Below are 16523 nucleotides of genomic sequence, written 5' to 3' on the forward strand. Positions count from 1 at the left end.
TCTCCAGGCCGCGGTCCGCGCATATGTTCCCCCCAGGAGGTGCTCGATGCCCGGCTCGACAAAGGCGATGGCATGGCTGACGATCGGCGGTCTGCTGCTGGTGACCGCCTATACGGTCGCGATGGGCAGCAACGGCTGGCTCTGGTTCAGCTGGGTGGTGCTGATGCTGACGACCATAGGGGCGCTGGTGGCCCAGCGGCCCTCGGGGTGAGCTGAGCGCTCCGCGCGGGGTGAGGTGCCGCTCCGCGCGGGGTGACCGCCCGACGGGGCCCCGCCGCCGGGCACCCCTGGAAGTGCCTGGAAGTCTCCTAGAAGCGGAAGACCGTCCCGGTCGCCGCGTCCAGCAGGCAGGCGTTGGGATAGTCCTTGCGCCAGTGCACCACCATCCCCTGCCAGTCGCCGTCGGCGGTGGCGGTGACCGGGTCGTACTCCTTGGTGCACAGCTGCCGGTCGCCGGTCAGGGCGTCCAGCCGGCCATGCGCGGCGGACAGCCCGGCACAGGCTTCGGCGGCATGCGGGTGGTGGCTGCGGCCCGGGCTGGGGCACACCAGCCGGAGCCCGCGGATCCAGGTGTTCCCGGCGCCTGAGACGGTCAGGAAGAGACTGCCCCGCTCCTGTTCGGCGGCGGCCGAGGGCGGGGCCGGGGCGAGCAGGACGGTGGCGGCCGCCGCCGCGGCCACCGTGCAACGTACCGACATCTTCTGCCTCCTGTGTTCAATCGCGTCAGGGCACCGCGCTCCCCCTCCGCACGACAAGTCACCGCACCGGCCCATCGCCCGGGCGGCGCCCGGCGGCCACTCGAACGGCCCTGCTCACCGCCCGAAAATCCGTGGCCGCCCAGGCCCCGGCCGTCCTAGGGTCGGTGCCCGTGACAAGGAACGACCGATGAGCGCGCGCCTGCGCGGGATCGCCCAGCACACGGAACGGGCCGTGGCGGCCGGGCACTACACCGCCCCCGGCGGGCGGAGGGTGGAGATCGCGGAGGCCGTGGACCGCGCCAAGCGCGGCACGCGGTTGTACGGGCCCGCTCCCGTGCCCGTACCGCACCGGGCACCCGGCCCGGCGACCGTCTTCGAGGTGACCGGCGAGGGCAGCCTGGCGGCGGCCCGCCGGCTGTCCGCCGACGGCCCGGTGGCAGTGCTGGACTTCGCCTCCGCCCGCAACCCCGGCGGCGGCTACCTCAATGGCGCCCAGGCCCAGGAGGAGGCGCTGTGCCGGGGCTCGGCGCTGTACGCCTGTCTGCGCCGGGCCCCGGAGTTCTACGCCGCCCACCGGGCCGACCCCTCGCCCTTCTACAGCGACCGCGTCATCCACTGCCCCGAGGTCCCCGTCTTCCGCGACGACCACGGCGACCTGCTCGAACTCCCCTGCTCGGCGGGCTTCCTGGCCTGTGCCGCCCCCAACGCGGGCGTGATCGCCCAGCGCACGCCGGAGTCGGCCGCCCGCGTCCCGGCCGCACTGACCGCTCGGGCGGAGCGCGTGCTGGAGGTTGCCGCGCTGCACGACTACCGCCAACTGGTGCTGGGCGCCTGGGGCTGCGGCGTCTTCCGCAATGACCCGGCCCAGGTGGCGGCCGCCTTCGCCCACCACCTCACCGGCTCCGGCCGCTTCACCAACCGTTTTGCCCGGGTCGTCTTCGCCATCCTGGACCGCCACCCCGGCTCCCCCGCCCGGACGGCCTTCAACTCGGCTTTCCCCGGCCGCTGATCGGCCCTCGCCCACTGGTCCTGCTGATCCTCACTGCCCCCAGGAGCCACCCGCCGATGCGTAAGATCCCCACGCTCTTCCGCCGTGACCCCGACGACCGCCGCCAGGTCCTGCCCGAGGTGACTCCCGGCTGTGAGTGGGTGGTTGAGGGTGAGGGCACGGCCACCCGGAAGTACGACGGCACCTGCGTGCTGCTGGACGAGGCGGGGCTGTGGTGGGCGCGGCGTGAGGTGAAGCCCGGCAAGACCCCGCCGCCGGACTACCGGCCGGTGGAGACGGACGAGGTCACCGGCAAGACGGTCGGCTGGGAGCCCATCGCCCGTTCCTCCTTCGCCCGCTTTCACGCCGAAGCCCTTGCGCGGCACGGCGGTTCACCGGCACCCGGCAGCTATGAGCTGGTGGGCCCGAAGATCAACGGCAATCCCGAGCGGGCCGAGGGCCACCGCCTGATCGCCCATGCGACGGCCGAGGAGTACGCCCTGCCCGACCGCACCTTCGCCGCCATAAGGGACCGCGTCCGGGCGATGCATGCGCTGGACGGCTGCGAGGGCATCGTCTTCCACCACCCCGACGGCCGCATGGCCAAGATCAAGGCCCGGGACTTCCGCGCTCCTGACGACAACTCCCCCGAGGATTAACGGCGTTGCGCCGCCCCCTCCATACCCACAAGGGGTCAGCGCCCAGCACGCCGTCGCCGGAGAGGATGAACATACAGCCATCCATCCCAACAACGGTTTTTCATACGCAAGACTCTCTCTTGCCAGAGCTTTTGCCTGGCTCCCCCAATCCCCCCAATCACCATGGAGAGAGCAATGAGCATCCGCAACGCCACCGCAGTGACCGTGATGGCCGCCGCCGCCCTTGGCGCCGGAGCCGCCGCCGCCACCGCCGACCAGGCCCATGGCACCACCGAGAAGTCCCCGGGCGTCGCGGCCGGGAATGTGGTCCAGGTCGCGCCGCGCGTCTCCCCCAATGTCGGCGGCAATGTGATCTCGGTCGTCGGTATCGGCAACCTCTCGCACGGCAACACCCTGATCAACCAGTAACCGGCCCCGGTTCCAGCCGCCGAGGGCGCCGCGGGTGACGAATCGTCCCTGCGCGCAGGCCGTGTGCTCCCGGGCTCTCCCCACCCGGGGCACACGGCTCCTCGCGCCTACTGCGGCAACTCCCTTACCACCCGGGCCGGATTGCCCACCGCCAGCACCCCGGCCGGCAGATCCCGGGTCACCACGGCACCGGCCCCCACCACCGTGTTCTCCCCGATGGTGACCCCAGGGCAGACGATCACCCCGCCCCCGAGCCAGACATTGTCCCCGACCACCACCGGCTCCGCCCGCTCCCAACCGTCCCGGCGCCGCCCGGCGTCCAGGGCATGCGAGGGGGTCAGCAGCTGCACATGGGGGCCGATCTGCACATCGCGCCCGATGGTGATGGGCGCGGCATCCAGGAAGACACCCCCGAAGTTGACGAAGGTCCCGGCGCCGATGCTGATCCCAAACCCGTAATCACAGAAGAACGGCGCCCGGATCCGCACCCCTTCACCCACCGCCCCCAGCAACTCCTCCAATACCTGGCGTGGTTGACCGGCGCCGGGCGCGTTATAGGCGTCACAGAGCCGGATCCGCCGCTGGGTGTCATCCCTGAGCTCGGGATCATCCGGCAGATACCAGTCACCGGCCAGCATGCGTTCCTTGTTCTCGCCCATGCGGCTCTCCTCAGCGCGGCTTGGCCATAACGGGAATGGCCATTCAACACTCATCTCGCCTCGCGCCCTGGGCAGACACCATTCCGGCAGGCGACCCAGGCCGAACTGTCCCGGCTTGCGGCCGGCCGGCCCGGGTCCAGGCGGACGCGATCAGCGGGAAGGTGGACACCAACACATTCCCGCAGCAATCCCTGAGAAGGTAGCGACATGGAACACAGAGAAGAGGCCCACCTCGAATGGTGGGCCAACAGCACCACTTGTCTGGCGCGCATACCGGTCAAGGTCGCTGCAGCACCCGACGGCCACTGGGACGCCGCTGTCTCACCACCAATCGGCCCTGACCAATGCGAGCACCTACAACTGCTCCTCAACACCGATCCTTGTTTCACCCTCCGCACCGCTGACAACTCGGCCACCATCGTCATGGCAGAGCACTCCGGCGACCTCAACCGCCTCCGGCTGAGCATCTGACGAACGGACCGGTCAGCTCCAACTGGTGGTCCCGTGGGTGCGCAGGAGTTCACGTCGCGCGGGCCGCCCACGTAACCGAAGCGCAACGCCCGCCTAGCGGCGGGATGGTGATCTCGCAGGTCGCTCGGCGGCCCCGCCCCTGGGCGAGGCCGGCCCGGAGATGGCACCCGCATGCCCGGCACCTCACGCTCCCAGCGAGTGATACGGCGAAACCAGGTCATACTCCGGTTCCACCGCCTCGTCGTACCCACCACCGCGCACCAGAACAAACTGGAACCCCGTGGGCACGGCCCGCCCGCATGGTGGCCTCGCACCACAGCGGCCACATACTCCCGCAGCACCCGGTAGACGGGCAGCTCCGTCACATCGGCCGACGTCGCCAGATGCGGGATCAGCTGATGGGCGAGGTCGAACAGCGCCTTGTCGCGGCGCCGTTCCGGGAACCATACGGCCTGACGCCAGTCACGCTCACGGATGCGGTTGGTCTCCGCCCAGGCGGAACGCTCCCGGTCCGCGGTGAGCACCCGGTGCAGCAAGTGCACATCGTGCCGGGCCGGTTCCGGGGCGAAGAACCGCCAGTCGGGTAGCAGGATGCCGAACGGGTCAAGTCTTCTCAGCCGGTCGAAGAGCCGGTTGGGGTGCTGGCTGAGCAGGGTGGCGCCCGGCCAGGCCTCCGCCACGGTGACCACGGCTGCCCCCGCCGTCCCGCCCACAAGGTCACAACGCCGGGGCGTCGCTGGCGACCTCCGCCAGAAACTCCCTGATCAACCGGGCCAGCGCAGCCGCGTGGCGGCGATCGGTCAGCACTCCATGATGGTCCGCTCCCTCCATCAGACGCAGCTCGCCCAAGAGCGCCGCCGCGGCCAGTTCCCGGTACAGCTCGGCACAGACCGGACACTGCCGGGCGGTACGTCCCGCGGTGACCACCAGCGCCGGAACGGCAAGCTTTGGCCCCTCGCGCCCTCGAAGGCGCCGAACTCCCGCTCCACGGCCCGCCATTCCCACCGTACCGTGGCCCAGCTCCGGGCGTCGCGATAGTACGCGTCGGCGAACGGCCGTACGTCCACCGGCAGTTACAAAGGCCCGTAGCCTGCGGTCCGCCAGGCGGGCCAAGCGCCGGTCGGCGAACCGGTTTCGCCAGGTCCGGCACGGCAGTGTCGCTGTTCCTAGGGGGTTTGGCCGACCGCTCAGGGTCGCCGTCGGCCGGCCTTCTTCCGGGGCCGACGGCAACCGCGTTGACAGTTTTCAGGTTTCGAGACAGGCCAGGCGGCGCAGCAGGGACAGCGCGTCGTCTCGGGCCACCGGCTGGAAGAAGTGTGCGTCAACGCTCTCGACGGCGGCGATCGCGCGTGGGGCCAGTTCGGCGCCGGCTTTGGTGGCACGCAGTCGTTTGGCGCGGGTGTCGTCGGGATCGACCTCACGCGTGATCAATCCCTTGGCTTCCAGGGCGCGCAGGACCTGCGAGGTCATCTTGACGTCGGTGCCGGCTTGGCGGGCCAGGGTCAGCTGGTTGGGCTGCTGGCCGTGAGTATTGAGCCACCAGGTGCAGGCGAGCAGGACGAACTGGACGTGGGTGAGGTCGAGGGGCCCCAGGGCTGCGGCGATGTCGCGCTGCCAGCGCAGCGTGGCATGCCAGAGGAGGAATCCGGGGCTGTCACCGGGGCTGAGCGCCATCAGCCGTGCGCAAGCTTGACCAGGGCGGCCATGGTCTCGGGCCAGTCCGCGGTGACGGCTGGACCGATCTGCGGGCCGAGTTGGCCGGAGTCGGTGCCGGTGATCTCCATCCGGTACGTGACCCGCGTGCGGAGTCGCTCGCCCTGGTCGAGCCGGTGGATGGTACGCAGGACAAGTCCGTCGATCCGGGCCTCGTCCACAAACAGTTCGCCGACGGTGACCTCGGCGATGAGCAGGTGAACCGGGTCCTGCCCGGCCGGGGCCATCACAATCTCAGTGCCTGCCGCGAACGGGCCGCTGATCTGGATGCTCGCAATATCGGCGTTCCAAGTCCCCCAGTTCTCAACGTCGGCCCACAGGCGCCAGATCGCCTCGGGTGCGGCGTCGGTCTCGATGCTGTGCTCGTACGTCCACATGGGGTGACCTCCCGTTGAGCAGTTACTGTGCCCAGAGATTATCTACGCACAGATCAAATGTCCAGGGGCGACCCTCCCTCGGTCCGCCCGGCCCATCCGGTCCTGCTGGTATGCCGCCCCGGTCAACCCCGGAAGGACTTCCGCAGCCGTGTCGCCCTTGGATCGCCCCCGGCTGGTATCCCAACCACCTGCGGTGGCGGGCCGATTGCCCGCCAACCGCGATCAGGCCTTTGCCGCCGGCCTGTCCTTCGTCATCAAGGGGCTCGCGGCGTATGAGTCCCCGGGGCGGCCGGCTGATCGCCACCGCCGTGAGGCCCGGCGCGAGAAGCCATTTGTGCGGGGAAAACGCAACTTCGACAGGGCCCGCGGAAGCGGCTACCTTCACCTGGTCTTCGGCGATCGCCCACGGGCGCACGGGATTTCCTTCGGACTGAGCCACCCGCGATGGGACAACGGGACGGCCGTCCACCCCAGGCACCCTCAACCAGGGAGAGTTGTATGCAACTTGCGCTGTACACATTTGGTGTCCTGAAGTCGCCTCTTGCCGATCCCGCACCTCTCACCGAGGAGTTCTACGAGATTGGCGAGGCTGTCTACCGGACGTTCAGTCAGCACCCCGGATTCCTTGCGCACGCGGAAGCGGCGGACGGTGAGCGGGGCATGTTCTTCGGGGCGGACTGGGGTGCTTGGGGGGAGTTCGCCGTACCGGCCTGGTACGACAAGGGCCGTACGCGGGAAACCACGGCCCTGGCCACGACCCTCTCGCTCTGGACCGGCCTGCGCCCCGCCTTCGACGCCGTCTACACCGGTCTGCACCGTACGGCGCTGAACAGGCGTTACGACTGGTTCGAGCGGACGGGGCACCCCAATTACGTGTTCTGGTGGGTCTCCGATGGCGTGATACCCACCTGGCGGGACGGGGTTTCCAGGCTGGAGCACCTCCGCGACCACGGCTCCACGCCGCACGCCTTCACTTTCCATGACTCCTTCGCCGAGGACGGAACTCCGACCGCCCCTAAGAGCAGGCCCGACCGGGCATAAGCGGCGGATGCGAACAACTCGTCCAGCGATGGGGCCAGTTGAGACGATCTCTTAGCGCGATAACGAGGCAGCGCTACTCGATCGGGACACGGCCCTGTTTCACGGGCACTCACCCCTGAAGCCCCGGTTAGTGACCGATGCCGGTTCACAGCGCGATCACGATTTTCCCGTGAACATGCCTCTCCGCCTGCCTCGTTACGGCTTCGCGAATCCGCTCGACCGGGAAGGTCGCCGCGATCGGCACCGTGATCTCGCCGGAATGGATCGCGCCGGCGATCCGTTCCAGGGCGCCCGGCCCCGCATCAAGGGCGCCCGCCTTGCGCACACCGGGCGGCGGGGCGGGGCCGTCGGCTACGACGGAGATCCGCTCGGGTGCCACGCCGAGCTTGAGCGCGGTCTCGGCCGCCTCCCTTCCGAAGAGATCGGTCGCGGCGGTGATCCCCTCCGGCGCCAGGGCCCGTACCCGGTCCGCAAGGCCAGGACCGTAGGCCACGGGTTCGGCGCCGAGCCCACGCAGGAACCCGAATGTGCCCTCCGAGGCGGTGCCCAGCACCCGGGCACCCGCAAGCCTCGCCAACTGCACGGCGAAGATGCCCACGCCACCCGCCGCCCCACCGATCAGGACGGTGTCCCCGGCGCGGAGCCCTATCGCATCGAGCGCGGCGGAGGCCGTCAGACCGGACACCGGAAGGGTGGCCGCCACTTCGTCGCCGACACCTGCCGGGGTGGGCCAGAGCGTTGCCGCGGGCGTCTTGACCAGCACAAAATCGGCGACGGACCGGCCAATTGCGGCCCCGTACACCCGGTCGCCGGCCGCGAACCCCGTGGCGTCGGCTCCCACCTCGTCCACCACTCCGGCGAAGTCGCTGCCGAACCCGGCCGGCAAGGTGATGCCGAACCGCGCCGCCATGCCGGGCTGAGTGGTGATCTGCCAATCCATGGGATTCAGCCCGGCGGCCGTGACCCGGACGCGAACCTCGTCCGGCGCGGCATGCGGCTCGGGTATCTCCTGGAGTTCGAGTACTTCGGGACCACCGAACCGCTGATAACGGACAGCCTTACTCATCAATGACCTCTCCTGGACAGTGATGGGACTTGGTCTCATCGACCGTACACCAGTGATGGGACGAAGTCCCGTAGTCTGTCCCCATGGCTCGCTGGCAACCCGACGCACCAGGACGACTCGCCGCCGCCGCACTCGACCTCTTCGAGGAGCACGGCTACGAAAACACGACCGTGATCGAGATCGCGGAGCGTGCGGGGCTCACCAAGAGCACGTTCTTCCGGTACTTCCCGGACAAGCGCGAGGTGCTCTTCGGCGGGGGCACAATGAACGGTCTGCTCGCCGAAGGGATCGCCTCGGCACCACCGGCGGCCGGGCCGCTCGACGCGGTGGCGGACGCCCTCGATGCGCTCGGCCGGACGTTCTTCACCGCCGACCGCCGCGAGTTCAGCCGCCGGCGCCAGGCCGTGCTGAACGCCCACACGGAACTGCGGGAACGCGAAGCCCTGAAAAGGATCGGCCTCACCGCCTCGATGACCGAGGCCCTCGGCCGCCGCGGAGTCCCGGACCTGACGGCGCGCGTGGCCGCGCAACTGGGCATGCTGGCCTGGGAGTTCGCCTACGACCAGTGGATCGGCACCGGCAACAGCGAGGGCTTCGGCCCGCTGGCACGGCAAGCACTCGCCGAAGTACGCGCGGCCGGAGCCATGCGCTGAGCAGACGTCCGGCGCGTCACAGAAGGCGCGCCAGGGCCGTCTCGGACGGGCTCCCGGCCGCCGCCTGATACACGATGATCATCTGTTGCCCGGCGCCGCCGACGGTGAGCGCCTGCCTGCGCAGGGCGAGGCCGCCGACGACCGGGTGCGTAAAGCGCTTGAGTTCGTCCCGGGCGGGCCGTGTCTCATGACGCATCCACAGACGACGGAACTCCTGGTCCGTCTCCAGCTCGGCGACCAGGCGGACGGTTCTGGGGTCGCGTGGGTCGGCTTCGGCGCGCAGGGCCGCCGTGGTCTGCGCTGCCACCTCCGCCCAGTCGGGGAAGAGCTGCCGGGACGCCGGGTCGAGGAACACCGCTCGGACCAGGTTGCTGCCGGGCTCGTACATCGGGGCGAGCGCGCGGGCCTGCTTGTTCGCCGCCAGCACATCGAAGTGCCGGTTGCGCACATACGCGGGGCGGTCCGTCCATGCGTCGAGCAGCCGGTGCACATCCGCGGAGACCTCGGTCCCTGACGGCGGCACGGGGGCGGGAGCGGCGAGGGCGTGCAGGTGGGCGGAGGCGTCGGCGTCCAGCTTCAGCGCCCGCGCGAGGGAGTGCAGTACCTGGGGCGAGGGATGCCGGTCAATGCCCTGTTCGAGCCGGACCAGGTAGGGCTCGCTGATTCCGGCGAGCCGGGCCAGTTCCTCCCTGCGCAGTCCCGCCACCCGGCGACGTCCGCCGGCGGGCACCGCCGCGTCCGCCGGAGCGACCCGTCCACGCCGGGCCTTGAGGAAGTCTCCCAGAAAGTTGTCGGCCGCCATGCCGCGAGGGTAACCCTGCGGGGGTGCTGGCTGCCGGGATGCGAACGGCGCAGGCTCGACGCCATGAAGACCTGGTTCATCACCGGCGCGTCCCGCGGCCTCGGCCGTATCTGGGCCGAAGCCGCTCTCGGCCGCGGCGACCGCGTCGCCGCCACCGCACGTGACCCCAGGACGCTGCGGCCTCTCCTGGACGCCCATGGGGACGATGTCCTCCCCTTGAGGCTCGACGTGACCGACCGCACCGCCGTCACCGCTGCTGTGCGGCGGGCCGCCGAGACCTTCGGCCGCCTGGACGTGGTCGTCAACAACGCGGGCTACGGCCTGTTCGGCATGGTCGAGGAAGCCACCGAGGAACAGGCTCGCGCCCAGCTCGACACCAACCTGTTCGGCCCCTTGTGGGTGACGCAGGCGGCCCTGCCGTATCTGCGGGCCCAGGGCAGCGGTCACCTCCTGCAGGTTTCCAGCCTCGGTGGCCTTGCCGCCTTCCCCACGCTCGGGCTGTACAACGCCTCCAAGTGGGCCCTGGAGGGGATGAGCGAGGCCCTGGCCCAGGAGATCGCCCCCTTCGGGATCCATCTGACTCTGGTCGAACCCGGCCCCTACGGCACCGACTGGTCCGGGGCCTCCGCGGTGCACACCGAGCCGCTCCCCGCCTACGAGCCCGTCCGCGCCGCACGCCGGGCCGGTGCCTCCGCCCGCACCCCACAGGACGCGCGAGGCACCGCCGCCGTTGTCCTCGAACTCGTGGACACCGACGCACCGCCCCTGCGGCTCTTCCTCGGCAGCTACCCCTATCCCATTGTCGAGGCGGCCTACCGGAAGCGGCTCGAGACATGGAACGACTGGCGGCACCTCGCGTCCCGTGCCTGACCGTGAACACGCCGGTGCCCCGGAGCAGTTGCTCCGGGGCACTGGCCTGCGTCAGATCTGGCTGACCAGGCGTCAGCCGGCAACCTTCGGCTCCGGCGTGGCGTGCGGCTTGCACACCACGTCCTTGGCATCGACCTTGCCGGTCAGCAGGTAGCTGTCCACACGGTCGTTGATGCAGGGGTTGACCAGGCCGGTGACGCCGTGCGAACCGGCGCCCTTCTCGGTGATCAGGCGGGAGCCCTGGAAGCGCTTGTGCAGCTCGACGGCGCCGGCGTACGGGGTGGCGGCGTCACGGGTGGACTGGATGATCAGGGTCTGCGGCAGGCCCTTGTAGGTCTTGACCTCAAGGGGGTTGTACTGCGGGCCCTTCCAGGTGGCGCAGGGCAGGTTCATCCAGGCGTTGGACCAGGTCATGAACGGGTACTGCTTGTTCAGCCGGGTGTTGTCCCGGTCCCACTTCTGCCAGCTGGTGGGCCACTTGGCGTCGGCGCACTCCACGGCGGTGTAGACCGCGTTGCTGTTCTCCGCCGTGGCGGCACCCGCCAGGTCCGGACCGGCGGCGTCCACCAGGGCCTTGGTGTCACCGGCGCGGAACTTCTGCCAGGTGGTGGCGACCGGGATCCAGGAGGAGTCGTAATAGGCGGCGCTCTGGAAGAAGTTGATGAGCTCGGCCGGGCCGACCAGCCCGCCGATCGGCTTCTTCTTGGCGGCGGCCCGCAGCTTCAGCCACTCCTGGTGGACCTTGGGCTGGGTGTTGCCGATGTGGAAGAAGGAGTCGTGCTGGGCGACCCAGGTCTCCCAGTCCTTGAACCGGCCCTCGAAGGCGATGTCCTGCTCAAGGTTGGCCTGGTACCAGATGTTGCTCTGGGCCGGGTTGACCACGCTGTCCACGATCAGGCGGCGGACATGCGAGGGGAAGAGGGTGCCGTAGACCGCGCCCAGGTAGGTGCCGTAGGAGACGCCCAGATAGTTGAGCTTGTTCTCGCCGAGGGCGGCGCGCACCACGTCCACGTCACGCGCGGTGTTCATGGTGGTCATGTACGGCAGCATCTTGCCGCTGCGCTGGGCGCAGCCGTCCGCGTACTGCTTGGCCAGCTTGCGCTGGGCGAGCTTGTCGGCGTTGCTGCCGGGCACCGGGTCGAGAGTCTTGGTGGCGACGAACTCCTTGGGGTCCACGCAGGAGATCGGGGCGGACTTGCCCACACCGCGCGGGTCGAACCCGACGAAGTCATACGCCTTGGCGATCTTCGCGTAGATGGGGTTCTTGGTCGTGACCTTGCGCGGGAACCTCAGGCCGGAACCGCCGGGGCCGCCGGGGTTGTAGACCAGGGAGCCCTGGTGCTCATGGGCGGTGCCGGTGGCCCGCACCCGGTCCACGGCGATCTGGATGGAGGGGCCGTTGGGCTTGGCGTAGTTCAGCGGAACCGTGACATAGCCGCACTGGATGGGCTTCTCCAGCCCCCAAGCGGCCGGGCAGTCCTGCCACTTGATGCCCTTCTTGGCCGCCTTGGCGGCGGCGACGGCCACACCCTTGGCCTCGGCGGCGCCACCCGGCACGCCACCGGCGGCCGAGGCCGCCGGAGCGGCCAGGAATCCGGCGACGAGTGCGCCGGTCATCACCGTGCCGGCCGCGCCGAATATCGCTTTTGGTCTCACTTGGGAATCCCCCTGCTGGGTACGCCGCACCCGGGCGGCGATGATCACAGAGCTGCTGAGGAGGATCCTTCCGTCCTGGCTGCCATAAAGGACAGGCCGTGCGGGGGTTTCTTTACCAATCCGTAAGAATGGCGGCACTTGGGAGAGGGCAAGGGGGCTATGCCCGGCTCGGGTGCTCTTTTACGCCCCTAACGCCCCATCTCTCACATATCGTTCCGGGTTCAGCAGCCCGCGCAGGCTCAGCGCGTCCCCGGCCACCGCGCTGACCACCCCGGCCGGACCGGCCAGCGGGATGACGGCGGCGGTCGGGCCGGGCGCCTCGGCAGGGAGGGGGCGTTCGGCGAATTCCGGGTCCACCAGGAGGAGTTGCCCCACCGCCCGGTGTCCGCCGAGCACCGCGCCGCCGTCCCAGCCAAGCGCGCCGGGGCCGTAGCGGAGTTCCTGGTCGTACAGCGGCCGTCCGGCGCGGTGGACGGTCAGCCGGGTGGTGAGCCGTCCCGGGGGTTCGCCGGACCGGCCCAGGACCTGTTCCTCGCGCAGTACCAGCCGGGCGGTGGGGGCCAGTTCGATCCGGGTGGTCATCCGCAGATCGCTGCCCTTGGCGGAGATCAGCGGTTCCGGGAGCCAGTGCAGGACGGCACCCTCGCCGACCCTGATCCGGGTGTCATAGGCGGCGGGTTCGCCGGTGCGGCCGGGCAGGGCGAGGGTGGCGGCCGTGGTGGTGAGGCGCAGTCCGGCGCCGTCCCGCAGGTCCGCGGTCAGCCCCAGCAGGTCGCCGCCCAGGGGCGCGGTCATGGCGCCGACCAGGCAGACCCGCGCCTGGCGGCCGTATGGGCGCAGCCGGCGCAGGGCGAAGGGGCCGGCGCTGTCCAGTACGGGCAGCGCGGTGCCGCCCCGGCCGTCGGGTTCGGCGACGATCCGGGCCTCGGCTCGCAGGGCGGTGGCGGCCATGGGACGGGGGGCGGGGATGGTCAGGGGACCGGCGGCGGTCATGCGGCCGGTGGCCGTCAGGGGATCCGTAACGCTCATCACGCGGCCGCGCGCCAGCCGGCCAGCCGTTCGCGGACCCAGGCGCGTACCGGGGCGACGCCATCGGGAGCGGTCAGCGAGGTGAACGCGACCGGCAGCTCGCCGCGTTGGGCCTTGGCGTCCCGGGCCATCCCGGCCAGGTCCGCCCCCACATGGGGGGCCAGATCGGTCTTGTTGACCACCAGCAGGTCGGCGGTGGTGATGCCGGGGCCGCCCTTGCGCGGGATGTCATCGCCGCCGGCCACATCGATGACGAAGATCTGGGCGTCCACCAGGCCCCGGGAGAAGGTGGCGGTGAGGTTGTCGCCGCCGGACTCCACCAGCACCAGGTCCAGCGGGCCGACGGTCTCCTCCAGCTCCTCCACGGCTTCCAGGTTGGCGGAGATGTCGTCGCGGATGGCGGTGTGCGGGCAGGCGCCGGTCTCCACGGCGGTGATCCGCTCGGCGGGCAACACCGCGTTGCGCAGCAGGAATTCGGCGTCCTCGCGGGTGTAGATGTCATTGGTGACCACCGCGATGGACAGTTCCTCGCGCAGCGAGCGGCACAGGGCGGCGACGGTGGCGGTCTTGCCGGAGCCCACCGGGCCGCCGAGTCCGATGCGCAGGGCGCGGTCGCGCCGCCCGGGCGCGCCATAGGTGTGCCGCTGGGGGAAGGTGTGGTGGTCGTGGTCCAGATGCATGGGCCCCTCCTGGGTGTTCGGGCGGTGGATGGCCGGCGGTCAGGACGCGAACAGCCGTACCGGCCAGGCGGCATGCTGTTCCGCGGTGATGTCCAGCAGTGGTCCGGCGGCCGCGGGCAGCGCGTCCGTCCCTTCGGTGCGGGCCCGCCGGGCGGCCCGGGCCGCGTGCTCGGCGATGTCGTCCAACTCCGGTGCCAGCCGGGCGAGTACGGCGGTGGCGGCCAGCGGGTCCAGGCCGAGCAGCCGTACGGCCGCGGTGGCGGGGCCGCTCACCGCCTCGTAGCCGGCCGCGTAGGCCGCCTCGGCGGGCCCCAGCCCGGCGGCCCGGGCGGCCATCCCCAGGACCACCGGCTGGTGTACGCCGCGCGGCCGGGCGGTGGCGAGCGCGTCCAGTTCGGGCGAGGGCCAGGCGGTCCGGGCGGCGCGCAGCAGTTGACGGCCCAGCCGCCGGGCGGTGGTGCGCAGGGCCGGTGCGGGGGTGCGGGCGTCGGCGGCGGTGTCGAGTTCCAGCGGGTCGAGGCCGTCGGCGGCGGCCGCGGCCAGCCCGGCGGCAGTCAGTCCGGCGGTGTGCAGCCGGCCCTGGCAGAAGGTGCCCAGGGTGGCGGCGTCCTGGACGCGTCCGGCGCGGACGGCCGCCTCCACTCCGCCGGAGTGGGCGTGGCCCCCGGCCGGGAAGCGTCCGTCGGCCAGCACCAGCAGGGCGGCCAGCTGTCCGGCCATCAGAAGAGGAAGTAGCGCTGGGTCATGGGCAGTTCGGTGGCGGGGGCCGGTTCGACCGGGTCGCCGTCGATGGTCACGGTGAAGGTGTCCGGATCGACCTCCACCCGGGGCCGGGCGTCGTTGTTGCGCATATCCGCCTTGCCCACGCCCCGGGTGTCGCGGATGGGTACGAACCGCTTGTCCAGGCCCAGCCGTTCGGGCAGTCCGTCGTCCAGTGCCCACTGGGTGGTGAAATTGAGGGAGTTGGCGGCGGGGGCCCGTCCCACCGCGCCGAACATCGGGCGGGGCAGCACCGGTTGGGGGGTGGGGATGGAGGCGTTGGCGTCGCCCATCTGGGCATAGGCGATCTGGCCACCCTTGATCACCAGCAGGGGTTTGACGCCGAAGAAGGCCGGTTCCCAGAGCACCAGATCGGCCAGTTTGCCCTCGGCCACCGAGCCGATCTCTCCGTCCAGCCCTTGGGCCACCGCCGGGTTGATGGTGTATTTGGCGATATAGCGGCGGGCCCGGAGGTTGTCGGCGGCCCCGTCGCCCGGCAGTGCCCCGCGCCGCCGTTTCATCACATGGGCGGTCTGCCAGGTGCGCAGCACGCTCTCCCCGATGCGGCCCATGGCCTGGGAGTCGGAGGAGATGATGGAGATGGCGCCCAGGTCGTGCAGGACGTCCTCGGCGGCGATGGTGCCGGGCCTGATCCTGGACTCGGCGAAGGCGAGGTCCTCGGGGACGGTGGGGTTGAGGTGGTGGCAGACCATCAGCATGTCGAGGTGTTCCTCGACGGTGTTGACGGTGTGCGGCCGGGTCGGATTGGTGGAGCTGGGCAGCACATTGGGCTCGCTGACCACGGTGATGATGTCGGGTGCGTGGCCGCCTCCGGCGCCCTCGGTGTGGTACGCGTGGATGGAGCGCCCGGCGATGGCGGCCAGGGTGTCGCCCACGAAACCGGCCTCGTTGAGGGTGTCGGTGTGGATGGCGAGCTGGGCGCCGCTCTCCTCGCAGACCGCCAGACAGGCGTCGATCACGGCCGGGGTGGCGCCCCAGTCCTCATGGATCTTGAATCCCACGGCGCCGCCGCGCAGTTGGGCGCGCATGGCGTCATGCGAGACGGTGTTGCCCTTGCCCAGCAGCCCGATATTGACCGGGTATGCCTCCAGGGCCTCGAGCATCCGGGCAAGGTGCCAGGAGCCGGGGGTGATGGTGGTGGCCTTGCTGCCCTCGGCCGGCCCGGTGCCGCCGCCGACCAGGGTGGTGACGCCGGAGGCGAGGGCGGTCTCGGCGGCCTGGGGGCAGATGAAGTGGACATGGGCGTCGATGGCCCCGGCGGTGAGGATCCGGCCGTTGCCGGAGATGACCTCGGTCTCCGGGCCGATCACCAGGTCGGGGTGCACCCCGTCCATGGTGTCCGGGTTGCCGGCCTTGCCGATGCCGGTGATCCGGCCGTCCCGGATGCCGAGGTCGGCCTTGACGATTCCCCAGTGGTCCAGCACCACCGCGCCGGTGATCACGGTGTCCGGCGCACCGGCGGCGCGGGTGACCCGGGACTGGCCCATGGACTCGCGGATGACCTTGCCGCCGCCGAAGACCGCCTCGTCCCCGGCGTGGCCGGGGCCGCCGCAGCGGTCCTCCTCGATCTCGATCAGCAGATCGGTGTCGGCCAGCCGGATCCGGTCGCCGGCGGTGGGGCCGTAGAGGTCGGCGTACGCGGCCCGGTCCAGCTCAGACATCGAGCGGGCCCCCGCACTCCCCGCGCAGTCCCGCCACGATGCGTTTGCCGCCGATGGGCACCAGGTCCACTTCGGCCGGGATGCCCGGCTCGAAGCGCACCGCGGTGCCCGCCGGGATGTCCAGGCGCTTGCCATGGGCGGCCGAACGGTCGAAGTCCAGGCCGGGGTTGGCCTCGGCGAAGTGGTAGTGCGAGCCCACCTGTACCGGACGGTCGGCGGTGTTGAGGACGGTCAGCCGGGTGCGGTGCAGGCCCTCGTTGAGCCGTACCGGCCCCCGGGCGCAGAGGATCTCTCCGGGTATCACCGCGGCCC

The 16523-nt window shown here is 70.8% G+C and carries 21 protein-coding genes; 8 read left to right on the forward strand and 13 right to left on the reverse strand.

The genetic code is table 11. The features are described from left to right. The first annotated feature begins 46 nt into the window (after positions 1-46). Positions 47-211 carry a hypothetical protein gene (locus CV755_RS35050; protein ID WP_164503266.1) on the forward strand — a complete coding sequence of 55 codons (165 nt, stop codon included), beginning with the start codon at positions 47-49 and terminating at the stop codon, positions 209-211. A 97-nt stretch (positions 212-308) separates the two neighbouring features. Here the strand turns inward: CV755_RS35050 and CV755_RS03345 are convergent, their stop codons facing one another. Continuing rightward, positions 309-698 carry an SSI family serine proteinase inhibitor gene (locus tag CV755_RS03345; RefSeq protein ID WP_109278583.1) on the reverse strand — a complete coding sequence of 130 codons (390 nt, stop codon included), beginning with the start codon at positions 696-698 and terminating at the stop codon, positions 309-311. Positions 699-885: 187 nt separating this feature from the next. Here CV755_RS03345 and CV755_RS03350 point away from each other — a divergent pair, with 187 nt between their 5' ends. The 3 genes from CV755_RS03350 (at position 886) to CV755_RS03360 (ending at position 2753) form a co-directional block, all read left to right on the forward strand. Continuing rightward, positions 886-1707, forward strand: a complete 822-nt coding sequence (locus CV755_RS03350) for a TIGR02452 family protein (protein ID WP_109278584.1) — start codon at positions 886-888, stop codon at positions 1705-1707. Between the two features lie 56 nt (positions 1708-1763). Then, complete coding sequence (locus tag CV755_RS03355) at positions 1764-2345, forward strand: hypothetical protein (RefSeq protein WP_109278585.1); 582 nt, start codon at positions 1764-1766, stop codon at positions 2343-2345. 174 nt (positions 2346-2519) lie between these two features. Next, the gene (locus tag CV755_RS03360) at positions 2520-2753 is read left to right on the forward strand and encodes a chaplin (RefSeq protein ID WP_109278586.1); all 234 of its coding nucleotides are present in this window, start codon (positions 2520-2522) and stop codon (positions 2751-2753) included. A 107-nt stretch (positions 2754-2860) separates the two neighbouring features. Here CV755_RS03360 and CV755_RS03365 read toward each other — a convergent pair whose 3' ends face one another. After that, positions 2861-3412, reverse strand: coding sequence for a sugar O-acetyltransferase (locus CV755_RS03365; protein ID WP_109278587.1), 552 nt, complete (start codon positions 3410-3412; stop codon positions 2861-2863). A 207-nt stretch (positions 3413-3619) separates the two neighbouring features. Here CV755_RS03365 and CV755_RS34055 point away from each other — a divergent pair, with 207 nt between their 5' ends. Continuing rightward, complete coding sequence (locus CV755_RS34055) at positions 3620-3883, forward strand: hypothetical protein (protein ID WP_153068568.1); 264 nt, start codon at positions 3620-3622, stop codon at positions 3881-3883. A 717-nt stretch (positions 3884-4600) separates the two neighbouring features. Here the strand turns inward: CV755_RS34055 and CV755_RS03375 are convergent. The 3 genes from CV755_RS03375 to CV755_RS03385 all read right to left on the reverse strand — a co-directional run bounded on the left by CV755_RS03375 (position 4601) and on the right by CV755_RS03385 (position 5973). Beyond that, on the reverse strand, positions 4601-4810 hold the full coding sequence (locus tag CV755_RS03375) for a hypothetical protein (RefSeq protein WP_109278589.1): 210 nt from the start codon (positions 4808-4810) through the stop codon (positions 4601-4603). A gap of 318 nt (positions 4811-5128) precedes the next feature. After that, a complete protein-coding gene (locus CV755_RS03380) occupies positions 5129-5557 on the reverse strand; it encodes a MarR family winged helix-turn-helix transcriptional regulator (protein WP_109278590.1) in 429 nt (142 codons plus the stop codon). Beyond that, positions 5557-5973 carry an SRPBCC family protein gene (locus CV755_RS03385; protein ID WP_109278591.1) on the reverse strand — a complete coding sequence of 139 codons (417 nt, stop codon included), beginning with the start codon at positions 5971-5973 and terminating at the stop codon, positions 5557-5559. The genes CV755_RS03380 and CV755_RS03385 overlap by 1 nt, the downstream gene beginning before the upstream one ends. 498 nt (positions 5974-6471) lie before the next feature. Between CV755_RS03385 and CV755_RS03390 the strand changes: the two genes are divergently transcribed. Beyond that, positions 6472-7014 carry a DUF3291 domain-containing protein gene (locus CV755_RS03390; RefSeq protein WP_109278592.1) on the forward strand — a complete coding sequence of 181 codons (543 nt, stop codon included), beginning with the start codon at positions 6472-6474 and terminating at the stop codon, positions 7012-7014. A gap of 145 nt (positions 7015-7159) precedes the next feature. Here the strand turns inward: CV755_RS03390 and CV755_RS03395 are convergent, their stop codons facing one another. Continuing rightward, positions 7160-8080: an NADP-dependent oxidoreductase gene (locus CV755_RS03395; protein ID WP_109278593.1), complete on the reverse strand. Its 921-nt coding sequence runs from the start codon at positions 8078-8080 to the stop codon at positions 7160-7162. Positions 8081-8163: 83 nt separating this feature from the next. Here CV755_RS03395 and CV755_RS03400 point away from each other — a divergent pair, with 83 nt between their 5' ends. Next, positions 8164-8733, forward strand: a complete 570-nt coding sequence (locus tag CV755_RS03400; RefSeq protein ID WP_109278594.1) for a TetR family transcriptional regulator — start codon at positions 8164-8166, stop codon at positions 8731-8733. Positions 8734-8749: 16 nt separating this feature from the next. Here CV755_RS03400 and CV755_RS03405 read toward each other — a convergent pair whose 3' ends face one another. Then, positions 8750-9535 (reverse strand): helix-turn-helix domain-containing protein, encoded by a 786-nt coding sequence (locus CV755_RS03405; protein ID WP_109278595.1) that lies wholly within the window; start codon positions 9533-9535, stop codon positions 8750-8752. A gap of 63 nt (positions 9536-9598) precedes the next feature. Here CV755_RS03405 and CV755_RS03410 point away from each other — a divergent pair, with 63 nt between their 5' ends. Further along, positions 9599-10405: an SDR family NAD(P)-dependent oxidoreductase gene (locus CV755_RS03410; protein ID WP_109278596.1), complete on the forward strand. Its 807-nt coding sequence runs from the start codon at positions 9599-9601 to the stop codon at positions 10403-10405. Positions 10406-10477: 72 nt separating this feature from the next. Here CV755_RS03410 and CV755_RS03415 read toward each other — a convergent pair whose 3' ends face one another. The 6 genes from CV755_RS03415 to CV755_RS03440 form a co-directional block, all read right to left on the reverse strand. After that, positions 10478-12022, reverse strand: a complete 1545-nt coding sequence (locus tag CV755_RS03415) for an alpha/beta hydrolase (RefSeq protein WP_109278597.1) — start codon at positions 12020-12022, stop codon at positions 10478-10480. A gap of 219 nt (positions 12023-12241) precedes the next feature. Then, positions 12242-13054 (reverse strand): urease accessory protein UreD, encoded by an 813-nt coding sequence (locus tag CV755_RS03420; RefSeq protein WP_109278598.1) that lies wholly within the window; start codon positions 13052-13054, stop codon positions 12242-12244. Between the two features lie 35 nt (positions 13055-13089). Beyond that, positions 13090-13770: an urease accessory protein UreG gene (ureG, locus tag CV755_RS03425; RefSeq protein WP_109278599.1), complete on the reverse strand. Its 681-nt coding sequence runs from the start codon at positions 13768-13770 to the stop codon at positions 13090-13092. Positions 13771-13809: 39 nt separating this feature from the next. Next, positions 13810-14490: an urease accessory protein UreF gene (locus CV755_RS03430; protein WP_109278600.1), complete on the reverse strand. Its 681-nt coding sequence runs from the start codon at positions 14488-14490 to the stop codon at positions 13810-13812. After that, complete coding sequence (locus CV755_RS03435; RefSeq protein WP_109278601.1) at positions 14490-16211, reverse strand: urease subunit alpha; 1722 nt, start codon at positions 16209-16211, stop codon at positions 14490-14492. The genes CV755_RS03430 and CV755_RS03435 overlap by 1 nt, the downstream gene beginning before the upstream one ends. Next, positions 16204-16515: an urease subunit beta gene (locus CV755_RS03440; RefSeq protein ID WP_109278602.1), complete on the reverse strand. Its 312-nt coding sequence runs from the start codon at positions 16513-16515 to the stop codon at positions 16204-16206. Before CV755_RS03440 ends, CV755_RS03435 begins: the two co-directional genes overlap by 8 nt. Positions 16516-16523 lie beyond the last annotated feature (8 nt).

The organism is Streptomyces orinoci, assembly GCF_003121295.1.
In the GTDB taxonomy this organism is placed as follows: Bacteria; Actinomycetota; Actinomycetes; order Streptomycetales; family Streptomycetaceae; genus Streptomyces; species Streptomyces orinoci.

What these genes read in the sequence shown, in the direction of transcription:
- CV755_RS03345 (WP_109278583.1), bottom strand. Translation starts at nt 698, where the DNA reads ATGTCGGTACGTTGCACGGTGGCCGCGGCGGCGGCCGCCACCGTCCTG.
- CV755_RS03435 (WP_109278601.1), bottom strand. Translation starts at nt 16,211, where the DNA reads ATGTCTGAGCTGGACCGGGCCGCGTACGCCGACCTCTACGGCCCCACC.
- CV755_RS03350 (WP_109278584.1), top strand. Translation starts at nt 886, where the DNA reads ATGAGCGCGCGCCTGCGCGGGATCGCCCAGCACACGGAACGGGCCGTG.
- CV755_RS03410 (WP_109278596.1), top strand. Translation starts at nt 9,599, where the DNA reads ATGAAGACCTGGTTCATCACCGGCGCGTCCCGCGGCCTCGGCCGTATC.
- CV755_RS34055 (WP_153068568.1), top strand. Translation starts at nt 3,620, where the DNA reads ATGGAACACAGAGAAGAGGCCCACCTCGAATGGTGGGCCAACAGCACC.
- CV755_RS03380 (WP_109278590.1), bottom strand. Translation starts at nt 5,557, where the DNA reads ATGGCGCTCAGCCCCGGTGACAGCCCCGGATTCCTCCTCTGGCATGCC.
- CV755_RS03355 (WP_109278585.1), top strand. Translation starts at nt 1,764, where the DNA reads ATGCGTAAGATCCCCACGCTCTTCCGCCGTGACCCCGACGACCGCCGC.
- ureG (WP_109278599.1), bottom strand. Translation starts at nt 13,770, where the DNA reads ATGCATCTGGACCACGACCACCACACCTTCCCCCAGCGGCACACCTAT.
- CV755_RS03365 (WP_109278587.1), bottom strand. Translation starts at nt 3,412, where the DNA reads ATGGGCGAGAACAAGGAACGCATGCTGGCCGGTGACTGGTATCTGCCG.
- CV755_RS03360 (WP_109278586.1), top strand. Translation starts at nt 2,520, where the DNA reads ATGAGCATCCGCAACGCCACCGCAGTGACCGTGATGGCCGCCGCCGCC.
- CV755_RS03390 (WP_109278592.1), top strand. Translation starts at nt 6,472, where the DNA reads ATGCAACTTGCGCTGTACACATTTGGTGTCCTGAAGTCGCCTCTTGCC.
- CV755_RS03385 (WP_109278591.1), bottom strand. Translation starts at nt 5,973, where the DNA reads ATGTGGACGTACGAGCACAGCATCGAGACCGACGCCGCACCCGAGGCG.
- CV755_RS03430 (WP_109278600.1), bottom strand. Translation starts at nt 14,490, where the DNA reads ATGGCCGGACAGCTGGCCGCCCTGCTGGTGCTGGCCGACGGACGCTTC.
- CV755_RS03395 (WP_109278593.1), bottom strand. Translation starts at nt 8,080, where the DNA reads ATGAGTAAGGCTGTCCGTTATCAGCGGTTCGGTGGTCCCGAAGTACTC.
- CV755_RS03400 (WP_109278594.1), top strand. Translation starts at nt 8,164, where the DNA reads ATGGCTCGCTGGCAACCCGACGCACCAGGACGACTCGCCGCCGCCGCA.
- CV755_RS03415 (WP_109278597.1), bottom strand. Translation starts at nt 12,022, where the DNA reads ATGACCGGCGCACTCGTCGCCGGATTCCTGGCCGCTCCGGCGGCCTCG.
- CV755_RS03405 (WP_109278595.1), bottom strand. Translation starts at nt 9,535, where the DNA reads ATGGCGGCCGACAACTTTCTGGGAGACTTCCTCAAGGCCCGGCGTGGA.
- CV755_RS35050 (WP_164503266.1), top strand. Translation starts at nt 47, where the DNA reads ATGCCCGGCTCGACAAAGGCGATGGCATGGCTGACGATCGGCGGTCTG.
- CV755_RS03420 (WP_109278598.1), bottom strand. Translation starts at nt 13,054, where the DNA reads ATGACCGCCGCCGGTCCCCTGACCATCCCCGCCCCCCGTCCCATGGCC.